Raw genomic sequence first — 16,557 nt, forward strand, 5'->3', positions numbered from 1 at the left:
GACGGGCGGGACGCGTCAGCAAAACCGGGCCATCGGCTTGCACACGACCCACCCGGAACCGTCGTCGCGGTTAGCCGGAGTCCAGGTGGTGGTGGTGCCGCCGGAGCTGTTGGCCGCCTCGGCCTGCTCACCGAAGGAGTCGGGGAAGTGGTCGCGCCGCGCCTGGTCCCGCTCGGCCCGCGCCCGGGGGTCGGAGAACGAGTGGTGGAAACCGCGCGGGTCGATGTGATCCCATCCGGTCGAATCGCCGAAGTCCTTGTCGGGCGCGGCGCTCGCGGCTCCGGCGCCCGCGCCGAAGGCCACGCCGGTCAGCGCGCAGGCGAGGGTGGCACCGGCCAGCAGTCGGCGGGCCCGGGTGGTCGGCATCGTGGTGCTGGTCATCGAATCGCTCCGTTCGTACCGTCCGGTCGAATCGGCGGGCTGAGCGGCCGATCGATCCGGTAGCTTCTTGCCGCTAGTTGGCGGCGCATTAAGTAGTGTCACACCTAAGAGGGCATGGACTATTCCCAGCACCGGGAAGGCGGCATCGAACTTGCAACGGGGCTTCCACCTGGCGATATACGCCACCTAGCCGTACCTGGTCATCCATTTCGACACCGCGGAGAGCGGTGGATAGTTCAGGTGGCAGCATTTCAACCCCCAAGGACGCGTCATTTAATGTGCCGCTAAACAGTGGTACGTTTGATGGGTAAGTAGTTCCGCCCCTTCGGCGCTATGACACGGAGGGCATCCGATGAACGGAGACGGGTATGCGCACTGCGAGACAGCGTGGCCGCACACCGAAACTGCTGGCCACCACGGCGATCGCGGCCTCATTGAGCCTGATCCCCGCCGGTGTCACCACCGGGTTCGCCGGTGGCATGCGCATCGCCGCCATGGCGACGGCCGCCCCGGGTGCCGACAACTCCGCGGGTGACAGCGATACCGGCGCTGGCGACAGCGGCGGTGGATTCGACGGGGGTGGATTCGACGGGGGTGGATTCGACGGGGGTGGATTCGACAGCGACAACCGGTCGGACCCCTCCCGTTCCCCCGGTGACTTTCCGGGCGGCGGCTCACCCGGCATGGGCGACGGGGACGGGCGCGGCCCGGGCTTCGGCGGCGATACCGACGACGACGGATTCGGCGACCCCGGCATCGACAGCCCCGGTCTCGGGGGCACGATCCCCGACGCCCCCGGTTTCGGCGGCGGCCATGGCGACGGTCCCGCGGGGGAGCGCGACGACCGCGATTCGGACAACGGTATCGGTCACGGAACCGGCGGCCCCGGTCACGGCCGACCCGGCGACGAGGACGGCATCGATCTGCCCGACCTTCCCGTGCAACCCGGCGAGCCACCGCTCCCCGCGGAACCGCCCCTCCCCGCGGAACCGCAGGAGCCGACCGCACCCCCGAGCCCCCCGCAGTCCGACAACTTGCCCCGGCACGGCATGCCCGGAGGACCGCTGTTCCCCTGGGATCCGGCCTTCCCCGGCGGGCCGTGGTTCCACTGGCTTCCCCATTACCCCGGCTTCCCCGGCGGGCCGATCGACGACGGCGGGGATCACGACGACGATGACGACCACGATCCGGGCGGAAACAGCTTCGGGTGCAACGACTTCCCCTCAGCGCCTCAACCGCGCCCCACCTGGTGCGACCCCCAGCAAACACCGCGGGGTATCCCGCCGGTGCGGGTCAGCCCCGGAACCGTCCCCACACCGTGGGGTGAGATCGAGGTTCCCGTGGTGGAGTTCAGCGCGGCGATCTCGTCGACCGCCCCGCGGCCGTAGGGGAATGCGTCGGCAGCGCGCACGCCGGGAAGTCGACGACACCACCACCCGGGCGATCACCGAGATGGATATCGATCCGGACCGATTCGTGGAGAACGTCGGCGACACACTCGGCGTCCTCGATACGGCTCAGCGCGCCATGCTGGTGAGTTTGTCCGGATTGCCGATGGTGTAGATGCTGCGGATGCGCTCGGTCTCGGGATCGATGTCGAGTACCCCCACACCGTAGGGCTCACCCCGGCGGAAGCAGATGACGGCGGGCTCACCGTTGATGTGGCCGAGCCGAAAGTCGAGTTCGGCCATGGTGCCGCGGACACCGGAGCCGGTGAGCAGGCGGGCGACCTTGGCCGCGCCCTCGATGGGACGCAAGGCGGTCCGGATGCGGCCGCCGCCGTCGGAATGGAACACGACGTCGGGCGCGAGCAAATCCATCAGGGCGGACAGCTCGCCGCCCCGCTGCGCGTCCAGGAACCGTTCGGTCACCCGCCGCTGCACGACCGGGTCGGCGCGGAAGCGGGGGCGGCGGGCCTGCACGTGGGATCGGGCGCGATGCGCGAGCTGCCGCACGGCGGCCGGCTCCCGGCCGACCATGGCGGCGATCTCGGCGTGCCGATACCCGAAGACCTCGTGCAGGACGAAGACCGCCCGTTCCAGCGGGGTCAGGGTTTGCAGCACCACGAGCATGGCCATGGATACCGCGTCGGTGCGCAGCGCGGCATCAGCGGAATCGGCGTCGGCGGTGAGCAGCGGTTCGGGCAGCCAGGGGCCGATGTAGGTTTCGCGTCGGCGCGCGATATCCGACTGCCGCGCCAGGGCGGCATTGACCGCGATGCGCACCAGGTACGCACGCGGATTGGCGATCTCGTCCGCACCGCTCCGATACCGCGGCAGCCAGGACAGCCAGGTTTCCTGCAATACGTCCTCGGTATCGGCGATACTGCCCAGCAGGTTGTAGACCAGGGCGAACAGCAGATCTCGATGTTCGGCGAAGGTCCTGGTCGCGGTGTCCGCGGCGGTGTCGGTCACATCTCCTCCTCTGACGGTGTCGAGCTTAGGAGGGTCGGCGCACCGCGAAATGTGACATCGCGGCCGCATGTGATCCGCATCGCAGCCCGTCACGTTCACCACTCCCGCCCGTCTCTCATACGTGCCACCGCGGTGCGGCGGCCGACGGGAGGAGACCCAGGTGCTGGAGAGAACGACGAGCCTGTGCGCACGCCATCGGCGGGCGGTGCTGGTCGTGGCCACGATCGCCGTGCTGCTGGCGGGCGTCGCGGCCGCGACCCTGTTCGACCGTTTGAAAGGCGGCGGATTCGATGATCCGGGAGCGGAATCCCGCGCCGCCGCGGACATCCTGAGCGACCAGTTCGGCCAGGGCGAACCGAATCTGGTGCTGCTGGTGCGGACGCCGGGTTCGGTCGACGACCCGGACGCCACCGCCGCGGCCACGGCGCTCACCGCGCGCCTCGGCGCGGAACCCGACGTCACCGGGGTGACGTCCTACTGGACGGCGGGCAAGCCGCCGGTGCTGCGCGGCTCCGGCGGCGATCGCGCAGTGGTGATCGCGACCATCCTCGGCGACCCGGACCACATCGACGAGCGGATCGCCGATATCGCCCCGCGCTACGCCGGGGCGCACGACGGACTGGAGGTGCGGGTCGGCGGCTACGCCATGTTGCAGCGCGAGATGTTCGAGCAGAGCGAGCGCGACGCCATCGCGGGCGAGTCCATCGCATTCCCGATCACGCTCGTGGCCCTGCTGTTCGTCTTCGGCAGTGTGCTGGCGGCGCTGCTGCCCCTGCTGGTCGCGATGGTCACGGTGCTGCTCACCATGGGGGCGATCTGGCTGCTCGCCGGGATGACGGAGCTGTCGTCGCTGTCGATGAACGTGGCGACGCTGCTGGGGCTGGGTCTGGCCATCGACTACAGCCTGCTCATCGTGAGCCGCTACCGCGAGGAGCTCACGGCGGGGGCCGAACCGGGTCCGGCGCTGGCCACGACCATGCGGTCGGCGGGACGAACCGTCGCGTTCTCGGCGGTCACCGTGGCGGTGGCGCTGTCGGGGCTGCTGTTCTTCCCGCTGCTGGCGGTGCGGTCGGTGGGTCTCGCGGGTATCGCGGTGGCCTTGATCGCGGCGCTGTCTTCCCTGACCGTGCTGCCCGCCCTGCTGGCGGTGCTGGGACGGCGGGTGGACAAGTGGCGAATCCGTAAAGCCGACAACGACTCCCGGGCCGTGCAGGAGGGCCGGTGGCATCGGCTCGCCATGTTCGTCATGCGGCGGCCCGGTACCGTCGCGGTCTCGGTGATCGCGCTGCTGCTCGCGGTCGGATCGCCGTTCCTCGGGCTGAAACTGGGCTTCCCGGACGAGCGGTCCATGCCCGAATCCTCCAGCGCCCGGCAGGTCGCCGAAACCGTGCGGGCCGACTTCGACACCAGCGAGCAGAACGCGCTGACCGTGGTGCTGCCCCGGCTCGACGCCGACCTCGGCGCATATGCCACGCGCCTGTCGGAACTGCCGCATGTGCAGCGGATCGACACCCTCTCCGGCGGCTACTCCGATGGCGCACAGGTGGTTTCGCCGACCGCGGCGCACGCCCGGTACGGCGCGGACGGCGGCGCCTTCCTCACCGTGGTGCCCGATACCGACGACGCCGCGACGCTGGAGACGCTGGTCGCAGACATTCGCGCGGTCGATGCTCCCGGCGAGGCGCTGGTGGGCGGCGTCGCGGCGGTCAGCCTGGACGCGACCGACGCACTGGTGCAACGGCTTCCGCTCGCGCTGGCGGTGGTGGTCGCCGCCATGATGGTGCTGCTGTTCCTGCTCACCGGCAGTGTGTTCCTGCCGGTGGTGGCGGTGCTGCTGAGCTGCCTGAGCCTCACCGCGACCTTCGGCTCACTGGTCTGGATCTTCCAGGACGGCCATCTGTCCGGACTGCTCGGCTTCACCGTCACCGGCACCCTCACCGCCACCGTCCCCGTCATGCTGTTCGGGGTGGCCTTCGGCCTGGCCATGGACTACCAGGTGTTCCTGCTCGCCCGCATTCGCGAGGAGTACGAGCGCACCGGCGATCCGACCGCGGCCGTGGCCGGCGGTCTGGAACGCATCGGCCGCATCGTCACCGCCGCCGCGGTGCTCATCTCCGTGGTGTTCCTCGGCTTCCTGGTCTCCGACATCACCTTCATGAAGGCGTTCGGCATCGGGCTGCCGCTGGCGGTGCTCGCCGATGCCACCCTGATCCGGGGATTCCTGCTGCCCGCGGCCATGCGGCTCGGCGGCCGGTGGACCTGGTGGTCGCCCGCACCGCTGCGACATCTGCACGCCCGCTTCGGTATTCGGGAGGGCGACGGCGTCGACGCCGGGCAGCGGGTGAGCGTGTAGCGATCGCCCCGGTACGCGCGTTTCCGGCCGCGGTGTTCGCACCCGGTCGGAAACGCCGACGCCGCGTCGACTTCGCATTGAAAACGATGTTCAGTAGTATCGCCGCGTGACGATCAGCGCGCAGCGGCGGACGGGCAGCCCGGGGACCGGGACATCCACCGACGATCCGGCGGCCGCCGAGGCCGTATTCCTCGACGCGACCCTGCGCCTGCTCGCCCCGCTGGGCGTCACGACCGGTGCCGTGGTCGCCGACGTGGGTCCCGGAGCCGGGACCGCCACCGTCGCGCTGGCCCACGCCGTCGGCCCGCACGGCCGGGTCTACGCCGTCGACCTGGATCCGGCCATGCTCGAGGCGACCGTGGCGGCGGCCCACGACGCCGGTGTCGGCGATCGGATCCGGCCGGTCCTGCACGATGTGGAGGACGGCGCGCCGCCGCTGCCCGAAGCCGCCGACGCGGTGTGGTCGTCGTGGTGCGTGCACCACGCCCGCGACTGGGATGCCGCGACCCGGGCACTGGTCGGCATGCTGCGGCCGGGCGGCGTGCTGTGCCTGGCGGAGGGCGGACTGCCCACCCGCTGCCTGCCCTGGGACACCGGCATCGGCCGTCCCGGACTGGAGATCCGGTTGGACGAGGCCCACGACCGGCATTTCACCCAGTGGTTCTTCGGCCGGGCGGGCGCGAAACGCCCGGGTCGGGGCTGGGCCGATATTCTCGCCCGCGCCGGGCTCACCGATGTCACCGCCTACACCGAACTGGTCGACATTCCCGCGCCGCTGCCCGCCGAGGTGCGCGGGGTGGTGCTGGCCGAGCTGGCGGCGCGGGTGGGCCGGGCGGGGCCGTTCCTGACCGCCGACGATGCCGCCGCGTGGGAGCGGCTGCTCGACCCGGACGACGGCGCGTGGCTCGGTCACCGTCACGACCTGGCCCTGCTCACCGCCCGCACCGGTTGGCGGGGACGCCGGCCCGGGGCGTAGTCAGCTCGCCATCTCCTCGCAGCGCCGCACCACCTCGAGCACCCGGTCGATCTCCTCCGGTGTGTTGTAGACGTGCATGCTGACCCGCACCGCGTGGTCGTCGGAATCCCGACCGGCCTGGCAGTGGCTGTCGGCGCGCACCATGATGCCCTCGTCGGCGAGGACGAAACCGAGATCGTCCGACCGGACCCGCGCATGCCGGAAGGTCACGATGCCCTCTCGGCGCTGCACCGGGGAATCGGCGTCGAGACTGCGCTGACAGCCAAGCACCCGCACCCCCGCCAGCCGGGAGAGGCCGTCGGTGAGGCGGGCCGCGAGGGCGGTGTTCCAAGCCCCGACTTCGGCCGGTCCGGCCGCGTCGAGCCAGTCGAAGGCGGCCGCCAGGCTCACGATGCCGGTCGTATTCGGCGTGCCAGCCCAGCCCCGCAGCGCGAAGCGGGGGCCGCGCCGGTTGCGCGCCCACACCGCGCCGACGCCGGGCAGCGCCAGCGACTTGTGCCCGGAGAACACGACGAAGTCGACATCGAGGTCGGCCACCGATACCGGCCGATGCCCGACGCTCTGCGCGGCGTCCAGGCAGATCGGCACGTCCGGGCCGACCGCGGCGCGCACCCGGTGCACATTCAGGTCGACGCCGAACACATGGTGCACATGGGTCACGGCGACGAAGCGGGTCCGGTCGGTCACGATGGACGGCAGTGCCCGGTGGTCGTAGTCCCCGGACGTGGGGTCCACCGGCATGGGCCGCACGGTGACTCGAATACCGCTGCGCGCCAGGCTGTCCCGCAGGTCCAGCCAGGGCCGCAGATTGGCTTCGTGATCGCCGAACGGGGCGATGATCTCGTCACCGTCGGTGAGCAGCTCCGCCAGCCAGTCCCGCGCCACCGCGCGCAGCCCGGCACTGGTGCCGTCGACGAACTCGACCGTCGACTCGGAGCCGTTGTCGCCCAGCGTCTGCCGGATGCGGTCGCGGGCGGCGTCGATTCGTCGGCCGGTGGCGGTGCCCCACGGGTAGGAGCCGCGCCCGGCATTGGCGTTGCCGGTGGTCAGATACTCGGTGACGGCATCGAGCACCGCCGTCGGCTTCTGTGTGGTGGCCGCGCTGTCCAGATACGCCAGTCCCGGATTGTTCGCGATGATCGGGAACTGCGCCCGCAACCCCCGCTGCCAGTCCACGAGGCGGTGCAGCACCTCGCCCGGATTCGTCATGGTGGTCATGGCATCAGTCCCGAACCAGCGGTGCGCCCGCGTCCCGCCAGGCCACGATGCCGCCGCGCAGGCTGCGCGCGTCCCGATGCCCCATTCTCGTCAGCAGCGCCGCGTAGCGAGCGGACTTCTCGCCGACCGGGCACACCAGCAACACCGGCCGGGCGGAACCGAACGGCAGTCCGCCGCGCAGCAGTTCGTCGAAGAGCTCGTCGACCATATTGATCGAGTTCTCGATATGCAGTGCGGTGTAGGCGAATCCGCCGCGCAGGTCCACCACCAGCGGGCGTTCCCGGTCGATCCACTCACGCGCCGCGGGCACGTCCACCTGGACGGCGGCGGCGATCTCGGCGTCGGTCAGCGTGTCCAGCGAGTTGCGTCGCGGCGGCTGCTTGAACAGGTCGGGGCGGCGCTTGCGGAGGTAGCTCATATAGCTCTCCACCCGATCGCACACGATGAACACCGCGGTGCGGCGCTCGGTGAGGGTGGCGTCGAGGGCCGAGAGGTGGCGCAGGGCACCGAAATACGCCGCACCGGCGGTGGGTCCGCCGAGGATGCCGCAGCGGCGGTTGAGGGTGAGCATGCCGTCGATGGCCTCGGCGGCGCTCACCGCGTCGAGCGTGTCGTAGTTGTCCGGGTCGAACAGCCCGACCTCGTTGACCTCGTCGATATTTCGGATGCCGGGGATGAAATCGCTTTTGGCCGCGACCAATCCGATCACCGAGACGGCCGGATCGTGTTCGCGCAGCACGCCCGCCACCCCCGACGACGACCCGGCCGTGCCGACGCAGGCGATGAAGACATCCGGGGCCCGGCCGTCGAGATCCTTGATGATCTCGGTGGCGGTGCCGACCCGGTGCGCGTCCAGATTGCGCGGATTGAAGTACTGATCGGTGTGCAGGTAGCCGTTGCCCTCCTCGGTGAGCATCCGGTACATGCGGGTGAGCGGATCCTCGGTGTCGGTCGGGTCCAGGCATTCGGTCTGCCCCGGCAGTTCCTCGATCTGCGCGCCGAGCAACAGCAGCAGATCCTTGATCTCGGGCACCCGCATGCGGTTGGTGACGCTCTTGAACGACAAGCCGTGCATGGCCGCGATGACCGCGAGCGCCTTGGCGGTATTGCCGCTGGACAGTTCCACGATGGCGTCGCCGCGCTCGATGGCCGCGGGCAGGTCCTCGCGCACCATATTCCAGGCCGGGCGGTCCTTCACCGAGCCGAACGGATTGAGCATCTCCAGCTTGGCGTACAGGTCGATATGGCGCAGCCCGTGCACGGTGGGGTCGATCCGGACCAGCGGCGTATCCCCGATGGCGTCGAGAATGCTGTCGTACTTCATGAGCGGTTCCCTTTCACCGGCCAGTACTGTTCGTCCAGGCACCACGCCCATCCGCCCGCGGCGCGATGGACCGCGACCGTGCGGGCGATGGGCTGCATCAGCGCGTGATCCGCCGCGAAATCCATGAAGTAGCCCGCCGTGTTCACGAAGGCCAGCACATCTCCCGGCTCCGGCGGGCGGGGCAGCGTCACCTGGCGGCGGGTGATCAGGTCGTCCTCGAGGCACAGATTGCCCGCCAGGTACACGCCGGTCGGCGTGCCCGGTCGCGACGGCAGCAGCACCGGATCCATCAGCACCGCATGATCTTCCGCGCTGATATCGCGAGAATTGGCCGCCAGCCGGACCAGCAGGTCGCCGCCGTGGGTGGTGCGCACCTCGGCGACCCGGGCCAGGGTGAGGCCGCACTGGTCCACCAGCGCGCGTCCGGGCTCGATGTGTAGGTCGTAGAGGTTCTCCAGCAGCAGGGTGGCGAACGGCCGTTCCAGGCCGACGGATTCGCGATCGAGCAACTCGTCCAGGTACCGTGCGCCGGCCGTGTCGCGGTAGGCCGGATACACGCCCAGGGCGCCGCGCAGGGTTCCGGCCTCGGCGCGCAGGCCGTAGCCGTGGTTCTGCCAGGTCATGGGTGGCCGCAGGCCCAGGACGGCGGTGCCGAGTTCGGTGGTGTAGCGCTCCCATTCGCCGCGGTCGGCCAGATAGTTCACGCCGAAACCGCCGCCGATGTCGATGGCGGTGGGAGCGAAGCCGCGCCCCAGGGCCTCGTGCATGGCCAGCAGGCAGCCTTCGAGGGCGAGCGCCTTCTCCTCGATGCCGGTGGTGTCCAGGTGGTAGGACACACCGAGCAAGCGCAGCGCGGCCCGGTGCTCGTCGAGAATGTCCAGCACGTCGGCGAGTTCGCGGGCGTGCACCCCGAATCGGCTGGGGCGGCTCAGAATCGGCACCCCCGGCGAATCGAAGGCCGAGAGTCGGATCATCACCCGCACCGGCGGCAGGCCGAAACGGTCGACGATGGCGGCCAGTTCCCGCAGTTCCGCGCGGGAGTCGGCGTTCACCACCGCCCCCACCCGGGCTGCGAGCCACAGGAATTCGGCGTCCTTGGGTCCGGTCGCCATGATCCGGTCCCCACCGAACCCGGCCGCGAGCACATGCCGCAGTTCGCCCAGCGAGGCGACGTCCACCCCGCACTCCCCCGCCGCCAGCTCGCGGATCAGCGCACTGGACCGGTTGGCCTTGTGCGCGAAGTACACCGCGCCGCTCAGCCGCCGCCTGTCGTAGACCGCGCGGTACTCCGCCGCGTTGGCCGTGATCTGTTCGGGTACAATGATATTCAGCGGCGAACCGAGCGCGTCCACCATGGCGGACAGTCGCTCCGGGACCGCGAGGACATCCCTGATCAGCTCGCTCATCAGCGGCGTCAGAACCAGCTCCGGCTTCACCTATCCAACCCCGTCCGAGATTCGGCACCGCGCCTGGCGCAAACCACCGTCCTACTTGTCAATCCAGGGTAGCGACCAGTATGGAACCCGGCCGCTTCTCACGGCGCGAGGGGCAGCGAACGGGCAGCAGTCGCTACCGGCAGCAGACTCGACCGGGGCGGGCACGAACCGAACCATGCCTCGGTCAAGTTCTGACCAGTCGGATTTGATCCGACAATTTTCCTGGAGATTGCATTGTCAAGTACATGCTCTTGGTCATTCGTATAATTCGTTGCAGCGGAGCATATTACGATCCACCCCGCCATCGGAGGATGAATACGATGCCCACCACCAAACTGAAGGAATGCCCCCAGGAACTCTGGCTCGGCGACGTCGGTTATTCGAGCGGCGGAATCTGCTACTACATGAGCGAATACGTGCGCGAGAGCATGTGGAACGGGGTCAAGAAGTTCTCCGAAGCCGTCGAAGTCGCCAAGAACGCGGTGCCCGCCACGATCGTGAAAGCGGGCAAGGCCAAGAACCTGCGCGACAAGGGCGGCGAAGCACACGGCAAAGCCCAGCAGACCTACCACCAGATCCCCGCCGACCTGGCCGCCAACAAGGTCTATCGCGTCGGCCTCTGGTTCGGCAAGAACGGCAAGAATCCCGACAGCGCCCAGCACCAGAACCATGAGGCCGTCGTCCTCACCAGTGGCGGCACCGAAGTCGTCTTCTTCGAACCCAATTTCGGCTTCTACCACGCCGACGAGAACACCACCCGCAAAGCGGCGTTCGAGGGAGCGGTTCGCGCCCTCTACACCGGCAATGGAGACCATGCGGAGAACTTCCACTACCGAGAGGACCGCACCGTCAAATAGCGATGATCGACACCGCGTCGTGCGACGGGGTACTCACCGGAGCCGCGGATCGCCGATCCGCGGCTTTCGTTCATGACACACGGAGTCCGCCGACGCCGATATGGGCGGTGATGAGCCCGAGCGGCACCCGCGCAGCCCACCGAGTGCCACACTGGAGAGGTACCGACGAATTCAGCTCGCGCAAGGAAACACCGACGCCATGGCCGCCAATCCCGACCCCGACGACCTGTTCCTCAGCGACGACGAGCGGACACACGCCCTCGACGCGCTCGGCAAGCACTATGCCGACGGACGCTTGGACAGCACCGAGTTCTACGACCGCTCGGGCGCGATCGCCACCGCCCGCACCCTGGGCTCGCTCGGGGAGGCGTTCAGCGGCCTGCCCGGCGGCGTGCCGCTGACGCGAGTCAACGGACAGGTGGCCAAGGTCCCCGTCAACGACAACCCCCCAGCGCCGGGTGGCGACAACGCGGCGGCCGAACTCGCCGCGCTCCGCGCCCGCGGCAACACCATCGACTCACTCGACTGGATCATCGTCGGCATCACCCTCATCACCTTCCTCGTATTCCAGGTGATCGTGGGCTGGGACTATGCCTGGATCATCTGGCCCTCGCTCATCATCACCCTGAGCATCCCGCGCATGATCCTGCGGTTCAGCGATTCCGACGAAGAGGTGTACGAAGAGCTGAAGAAGTCCGACGCGGCGGCCCGCAAGAAGCGACTCTCCGAGGCCACCAAACGGATCCAGGAACTCGAGGGTGGCGGCAAAACCGGCGGCTGACACTCAGTATCGCCACACGAAGTCCGGGAACAGCCCGCATTCGGTGCGCTGACCACCGCGGTCGCGGTGGCGGCTCCACAGGCGGGTGCCGCCACCGTTTCCGGGGTCGGTGTGGAGCCGAGGCTCAGCTTCGGGTCGTCGGCCTCCTACGGCACCGGCTGCTCGTACACGCTCACGGTGCGCGCGGAGCCGGGCACTCAGCTGCGCTTCCGCGATATCTGGCCGGACCACGAGTCCTGGCGGAACACGAATCCGGACTACGCCACCGCGGGACCGGACGGCAAAGCATCGGTCACCTGGATTCCGAGCGGGACAGGCGAACACACGCTCGTCGGACCGCACCCGAACCTCCGCCCACGGCGGACTCGACGACTCGCCCCGTCACGCGCTGCGGTAATCCGGCCGGTCGCGCAGAGCGCCCCCATGCGAAAGGCGCTCTGCGACCTCGAGAATCACAGATAGGGTCGGGTGATCATCTCGATGCCGTGACCGGCGGGGTCGCGGAAGTAGACCCCGCGCCCGCCGTGCTCGGAGTTGATCTCGCCGGGCCGCTGGAAGTGCGGATCGGCCCAGTGCTCCACGCCCCCGTCGGACAGCTTGGCGTACGCGCGATCGAACAGCGCGTCGTCGACGAGGAACGCGTAGTGCTGCATCTGGATATCGAACGGCGGTTCGGCGAACTGGAGCAGTACCCCGTCCTCGCACAGCAGGTTGGTGAACACTCCCCACGAGGGCGCGTCGGCGAACTCGAAGATATCCCGGAAGAACGCCGCGGACTCGCGACGGTCCTTGGCGGCGATGATGGTGTGATTGAAACGTGCGGACATGAATCCTCCTGTCGTGATCGATCTGTCGAAGCTGGTGATCGTCACGAAACAGGGTGGGGCCCGCGCATCGGCACGGGATTCTCGCCGGACGGTCGGACGCGAGCGCACTGCCCGCGCGGCGCTCAGCGGAGCACCGGGTCACCAATCCGTGTGTGGCACAAGGCCGTCCCGGTAGTCATCATGGCGAGTATAGCAGTGCGGCACGGACCGACCGCGACCCGCATCGGCTACTCGGTCTCCGGCGGCGGCAGCGGAGTCAGGTTCTCACCGTTGAGGATTGCCTTCATCCGGTGTTCGATGTGCCCCTTCCACTCCGGGTGGGTCAGCACGTAGAGGCGTTCCTCGCGGATGGCGCGCAGCGTCTGGTCGCCGACGATCCGCGGGCTGGTCCCGTGGGCGAAGAACTGCCGCAGGTCGTCCATGCTCACTTCGGGCGGGAGCTGGCTCGGGCCGACATCGGCGAAGCGGTCGGGGCGGTTGCGGTCGGAGTCCAGGATGCGCGTATCGACCACGCCCGGCATCAGCACGGAGATCCGGGGCTTCAATCCGCTGCCGACGAGTTCCATGTGGACCGTTTCCGACAGCGCCACCACCGCGGATTTGGTCGCGCCGTAGACCCCGGATCCGCCCGCCACGCCCGCCACCGACGCGGTGTTGACGATGTGTGCCTCCTCGTCCTGCTCGATCATGATCGGCAAGAAGCTGCGGTGACCGTGCACGACTCCCATGAGATTGACCCCGAGCACCCAGGCCCAGTCGTCGAGCGAGCTCGTCCACGACGGCACGCCGCCCCCGGCCACCCCGGCGTTGTTGCACAGGATGTGCACGGCCCCGTACCTCTCCAGGGTCGCCGCCGCGAGCGCCGCCACCTCGTCGGGATTCGACACATCCGTCACGATGCCGAGCACGTCCCCACCGGCTGACCGCAACTCCGCCGTGGTCGCCGCGAGTGCGTCCTCCTCCACATCGCTGAGGACCACCCGCGTTCCGGCATCGAGGAACGCCTCGACCATGCCCCGCCCGATTCCGCTGGCCGCCCCGGTGACAACGGCGACCTTGTCGCGCAGATCCCGCACGGCGCCTCCCTTTTCGCACGGACAAGACCCTTTCCACCGTACGACGGCGATCGGGACCGCACATCGGCCCCGCGGATGACGTCGCGAATCCGGTTCGGCCGCGGGGCGTGTCCATAGAGGTCGTGGCCGACAGCGTTAACCGACCGCGGCTGTCGGTGGTTCAATCGCCCTGGAGCAAGAGCCGGAACGACGGATGAGCGGGCGTCAGGGGGCGCACGGCGCGAAAGTCCTTCTCATCCAACGTCAAGATGTCATTGGTGAGGTAGCGCTCGGCGAGCACGACCGTGACCGCGTCGGCCAGGTCGAGGCGGAGGCCACGGTACTGCTCGATGATCTTCTGGGCGACTCGGAGGTCATCACGGTCCACCTGCGGCACGAGCACCGCGCCCTCCTCTGCCGAGGTGAGCAAGTCATCGAGGACGAGATCGGCTGTGCGGCGATCCATTCCGAACCGCGCCACGAGCAGATGATCGACCTCATCCAGCACCAGCGGCGAGACAACCGCAATTCATGAACGTAGGGTACTACGTAGGGCATCTACCGGATTCGTGCATTGCCGGAAGAACAAGAGAGCCACAGGTCAATGACCTGCGGCTCTGTGGTGGAGTGGAGCTAAGGGGACTCGAACCCCTGACCCCCACACTGCCAGTGTGGTGCGCTACCAGCTGCGCCATAGCCCCGTGTTCAGTTTTGTGTCAGCGGGGTGTTCCCCGCTGGCTTGAACGAAGTTACACCACCGCTGTCGTGCGGACCAAATCGCCTGGATAGGTGGGTGACAAGAGCGATCTTCGGGGGTAGGCTCGAACATATGTTCGACAGCAGGGAGGTCCGGGTGATGGGTGACGAGGAGCTGGTCGACGCATTGCGGAGGGCGCACGGAGCCGCCGCATTCGCACAGGCGGCGGAGATCACAGCCGTGCGGGAGCTGTATCGGCGGCATCGGGCGGCCAATGCGACGCCGGGGCCCGGTGGGGTGCGGGCCGGGGAGTTCGCGGCGGCCGAGGTGGCGGTGGCGGTGCAGATCACCGAGCCGGTGGCGGCGGCGCTCATCGATATCGGACTCGCCCTCGATGAACTACCGGGCACCCGGAAGGCGTTCGGAGACGGGCGGATCGACCTGGCGCGGGTGCAGGTGATCGCAGAGACCACGCGCGGGCTGGCACGCGAGGTGCGGGAAACGGTGGAGCCCAAGCTGATCGACGCGGCGACGCGCTACGATCCGGTGCGGCTGCGGCAGACGGCGCGGCGGTGGGTGGCGCGGTTGGATCCGGACGGCGAGCGGGAACGGCGCGAGGAGCGCGAGCACGACCGAGACGTGCGGATACGCGCGGTGCAGGACGGGATGGCGGTATTCGACGGGCTGCTGCCCGCGGTGGGTGCGCAGACCGTGGCCAATCGGCTGCGGGAACTGTGCGGGCAGGTATGCGCCGAGGACCCGCGCACCATGCCGCAGCGCCGGGCCGACGCGCTGGTGGCGCTGGCGGACGGATCGCAACGGTTGTGGTGTGCGTGCGGTCGCGGTGCGCGCTGTCCGAAGTCGACGACCGCGGCCGGAGCCGGTGGCGGGTCCGCATCGGCGACGTTCGACCCGGCACATGCCTACGGCGACACCGGTCACGCCGCGTCCGGCAGCGGCGACACCACAGTCGGGTCCCACGCCGCAAGCGACCGCACCGCGGCCGGAGCCGAATTCGCATCGACGCGCGACACCACTCCCCCGGCGCGGACCGAACGCCCGACGACCCGCGATGACACCCGACCAGCCCCGGACGAATCCCCAGCGACCCACGACGACGCCCGACCGACCCAGGGCGAAACCCCAGCGGCTCAGGGCGACACCCGAGCGGCACCGCACGAACCAGCGACGACCGGCGGCGACACGGCACCTTCGCGGATCGGACCCGCTGCGACTCGCGACACACCACCGGGACGGACCGAACCCACCGACCCTCGCGGCGATGCCGCACCCGTGCGGCCGGAATCGCATGGGCCACGGCAGCCGTTGATCCAGATCGGGGTCTCGGCCGAGACCCTCGCGGGGCTGCGGAACGATCCCGCCATGTTGGTCGGGTACGGGCCGATCGATACCACATTGGCTCGGGAGATCGCGAAGTACGCGCGGTTCGAGGTGGTGTCGGAGCCTCCGGCACCGGAAGCGGGAGCGCGGCGGCCGTCGTCGACGCAGTCGCCCGAGGAGGTGCGGGCCATCGACGGCGTGTGCCGATTTCCCGGATGCGGCATGCCCGCCACCGATGCCCAGCTCGCGTATGTCGAGGCGACGAACGCCCGGCCGCGGCTCCCGGGTATGGCGCACGTGGCAGCGTTGTGCACGCGGCACCACCGGCTGAAGATGCTGGCGGATCGAGGAAGTCAGGCGTGGCGGGTGCGTCGCGCGGATGCCGATCGGATCGAATGGACCGACCCCAGCGGCGAAACCCACACCACCACGCGCGAAGGTGCGCGATATCTGTTCCCGCACACCGATATCGACGCTCCCGCCGTGCCGCCGACACCGTACGAGCGGGTACACGTGCGACCGCCGCAGCCACTGCGCACCGTCCCGGCCGATCTCGCCTACCCGATCGACGGGCACGCCCTCATCCACCCGCAGCTGTCCCGCTGCACTCCCGACAACGACATCCCCGACGACCTACCGGTGAACCACACCGCGTCGTTCCGCCGTTGACCACGCGCCTCACTGCGCGCAGGCAGTCACGCGCCGACCATGGGGAGCACAGCGAGTCGTCCGATGCGACGGGTGCGGCAGCGGACAGCCGCCGATCTGGCACGGCTGCCTTGCCCGCGGCCCACAGGTGTGGGGCGCGACGGAACTGAACACAGCTTGTCCGGCACAGAGAGCGAGCCGCAGGTCCAGTGCCTGCGGCTCGCTCGTGCGGTCTCGTTGCGGCCGTCC

At 69.3% G+C, this 16,557-nt stretch carries 15 protein-coding genes and 1 tRNA gene; 7 read left to right on the forward strand and 9 right to left on the reverse strand.

The window, feature by feature from the left end; genetic code table 11:
* Positions 1-15 precede the first annotated feature (15 nt).
* Positions 16-381: a hypothetical protein gene (locus QMO76_RS04425; RefSeq protein ID WP_306359875.1), complete on the reverse strand. Its 366-nt coding sequence runs from the start codon at positions 379-381 to the stop codon at positions 16-18.
* Positions 382-749: 368 nt separating this feature from the next.
* Here QMO76_RS04425 and QMO76_RS04430 point away from each other — a divergent pair, with 368 nt between their 5' ends.
* Together QMO76_RS04430 and QMO76_RS04435 are read left to right on the forward strand one after the other, a co-directional pair.
* Entirely contained in the window at positions 750-1,769 is a 1,020-nt protein-coding gene (locus QMO76_RS04430) for a hypothetical protein (RefSeq protein WP_306359876.1), read from the forward strand.
* A gap of 4 nt (positions 1,770-1,773) precedes the next feature.
* Positions 1,774-1,944 carry a hypothetical protein gene (locus tag QMO76_RS04435; RefSeq protein WP_306359877.1) on the forward strand — a complete coding sequence of 57 codons (171 nt, stop codon included), beginning with the start codon at positions 1,774-1,776 and terminating at the stop codon, positions 1,942-1,944.
* Here QMO76_RS04435 and sigJ read toward each other — a convergent pair.
* On the reverse strand, positions 1,899-2,795 hold the full coding sequence (gene sigJ / locus QMO76_RS04440) for an RNA polymerase sigma factor SigJ (RefSeq protein ID WP_306359878.1): 897 nt from the start codon (positions 2,793-2,795) through the stop codon (positions 1,899-1,901). The genes QMO76_RS04435 and sigJ overlap by 46 nt on opposite strands.
* A gap of 160 nt (positions 2,796-2,955) precedes the next feature.
* On the opposite strand from sigJ, the gene QMO76_RS04445 reads away from it, so the two are divergent.
* Together QMO76_RS04445 and QMO76_RS04450 are read left to right on the forward strand one after the other, a co-directional pair.
* Positions 2,956-5,148: an MMPL family transporter gene (locus QMO76_RS04445; protein WP_306359879.1), complete on the forward strand. Its 2,193-nt coding sequence runs from the start codon at positions 2,956-2,958 to the stop codon at positions 5,146-5,148.
* Positions 5,149-5,254: 106 nt separating this feature from the next.
* The gene (locus QMO76_RS04450) at positions 5,255-6,124 is read left to right on the forward strand and encodes a class I SAM-dependent methyltransferase (RefSeq protein WP_306359880.1); all 870 of its coding nucleotides are present in this window, start codon (positions 5,255-5,257) and stop codon (positions 6,122-6,124) included.
* On the opposite strand, the gene QMO76_RS04455 is transcribed toward QMO76_RS04450, so the two are convergent.
* The 3 genes from QMO76_RS04455 to QMO76_RS04465 are packed head-to-tail and all read right to left on the reverse strand — an operon-like array spanning position 6,125 to position 10,102.
* Positions 6,125-7,342 carry an aminotransferase class V-fold PLP-dependent enzyme gene (locus QMO76_RS04455; protein ID WP_306359881.1) on the reverse strand — a complete coding sequence of 406 codons (1,218 nt, stop codon included), beginning with the start codon at positions 7,340-7,342 and terminating at the stop codon, positions 6,125-6,127.
* Between the two features lie 4 nt (positions 7,343-7,346).
* Positions 7,347-8,666, reverse strand: a complete 1,320-nt coding sequence (locus QMO76_RS04460) for a pyridoxal-phosphate dependent enzyme (protein WP_306359882.1) — start codon at positions 8,664-8,666, stop codon at positions 7,347-7,349.
* Complete coding sequence (locus QMO76_RS04465; RefSeq protein ID WP_306359883.1) at positions 8,663-10,102, reverse strand: alanine racemase; 1,440 nt, start codon at positions 10,100-10,102, stop codon at positions 8,663-8,665. Before QMO76_RS04465 ends, QMO76_RS04460 begins: the two co-directional genes overlap by 4 nt.
* A gap of 320 nt (positions 10,103-10,422) precedes the next feature.
* Here QMO76_RS04465 and QMO76_RS04470 point away from each other — a divergent pair, with 320 nt between their 5' ends.
* Complete coding sequence (locus QMO76_RS04470; RefSeq protein ID WP_306359884.1) at positions 10,423-10,959, forward strand: hypothetical protein; 537 nt, start codon at positions 10,423-10,425, stop codon at positions 10,957-10,959.
* 199 nt (positions 10,960-11,158) lie between these two features.
* Positions 11,159-11,740, forward strand: a complete 582-nt coding sequence (locus tag QMO76_RS04475) for a DUF1707 domain-containing protein (RefSeq protein ID WP_306359885.1) — start codon at positions 11,159-11,161, stop codon at positions 11,738-11,740.
* A 452-nt stretch (positions 11,741-12,192) separates the two neighbouring features.
* Here the strand turns inward: QMO76_RS04475 and QMO76_RS04480 are convergent, their stop codons facing one another.
* From QMO76_RS04480 to QMO76_RS04495, 4 genes are all read right to left on the reverse strand, one after another.
* Positions 12,193-12,567, reverse strand: a complete 375-nt coding sequence (locus QMO76_RS04480; protein WP_306359886.1) for a VOC family protein — start codon at positions 12,565-12,567, stop codon at positions 12,193-12,195.
* A 227-nt stretch (positions 12,568-12,794) separates the two neighbouring features.
* Positions 12,795-13,643 carry an SDR family NAD(P)-dependent oxidoreductase gene (locus QMO76_RS04485; RefSeq protein WP_306359887.1) on the reverse strand — a complete coding sequence of 283 codons (849 nt, stop codon included), beginning with the start codon at positions 13,641-13,643 and terminating at the stop codon, positions 12,795-12,797.
* A 160-nt stretch (positions 13,644-13,803) separates the two neighbouring features.
* Positions 13,804-14,130: a VapC toxin family PIN domain ribonuclease gene (locus tag QMO76_RS04490; protein WP_306359888.1), complete on the reverse strand. Its 327-nt coding sequence runs from the start codon at positions 14,128-14,130 to the stop codon at positions 13,804-13,806.
* Between the two features lie 120 nt (positions 14,131-14,250).
* Positions 14,251-14,323, reverse strand: a tRNA-Ala gene (locus QMO76_RS04495).
* A gap of 128 nt (positions 14,324-14,451) precedes the next feature.
* Here QMO76_RS04495 and QMO76_RS04500 point away from each other — a divergent pair.
* Positions 14,452-16,329, forward strand: a complete 1,878-nt coding sequence (locus tag QMO76_RS04500; protein ID WP_306359889.1) for a DUF222 domain-containing protein — start codon at positions 14,452-14,454, stop codon at positions 16,327-16,329.
* Positions 16,330-16,557 lie beyond the last annotated feature (228 nt).

This window comes from Nocardia sp. CC227C (assembly GCF_030767025.1).
GTDB lineage: Bacteria > Actinomycetota > Actinomycetes > Mycobacteriales > Mycobacteriaceae > Nocardia.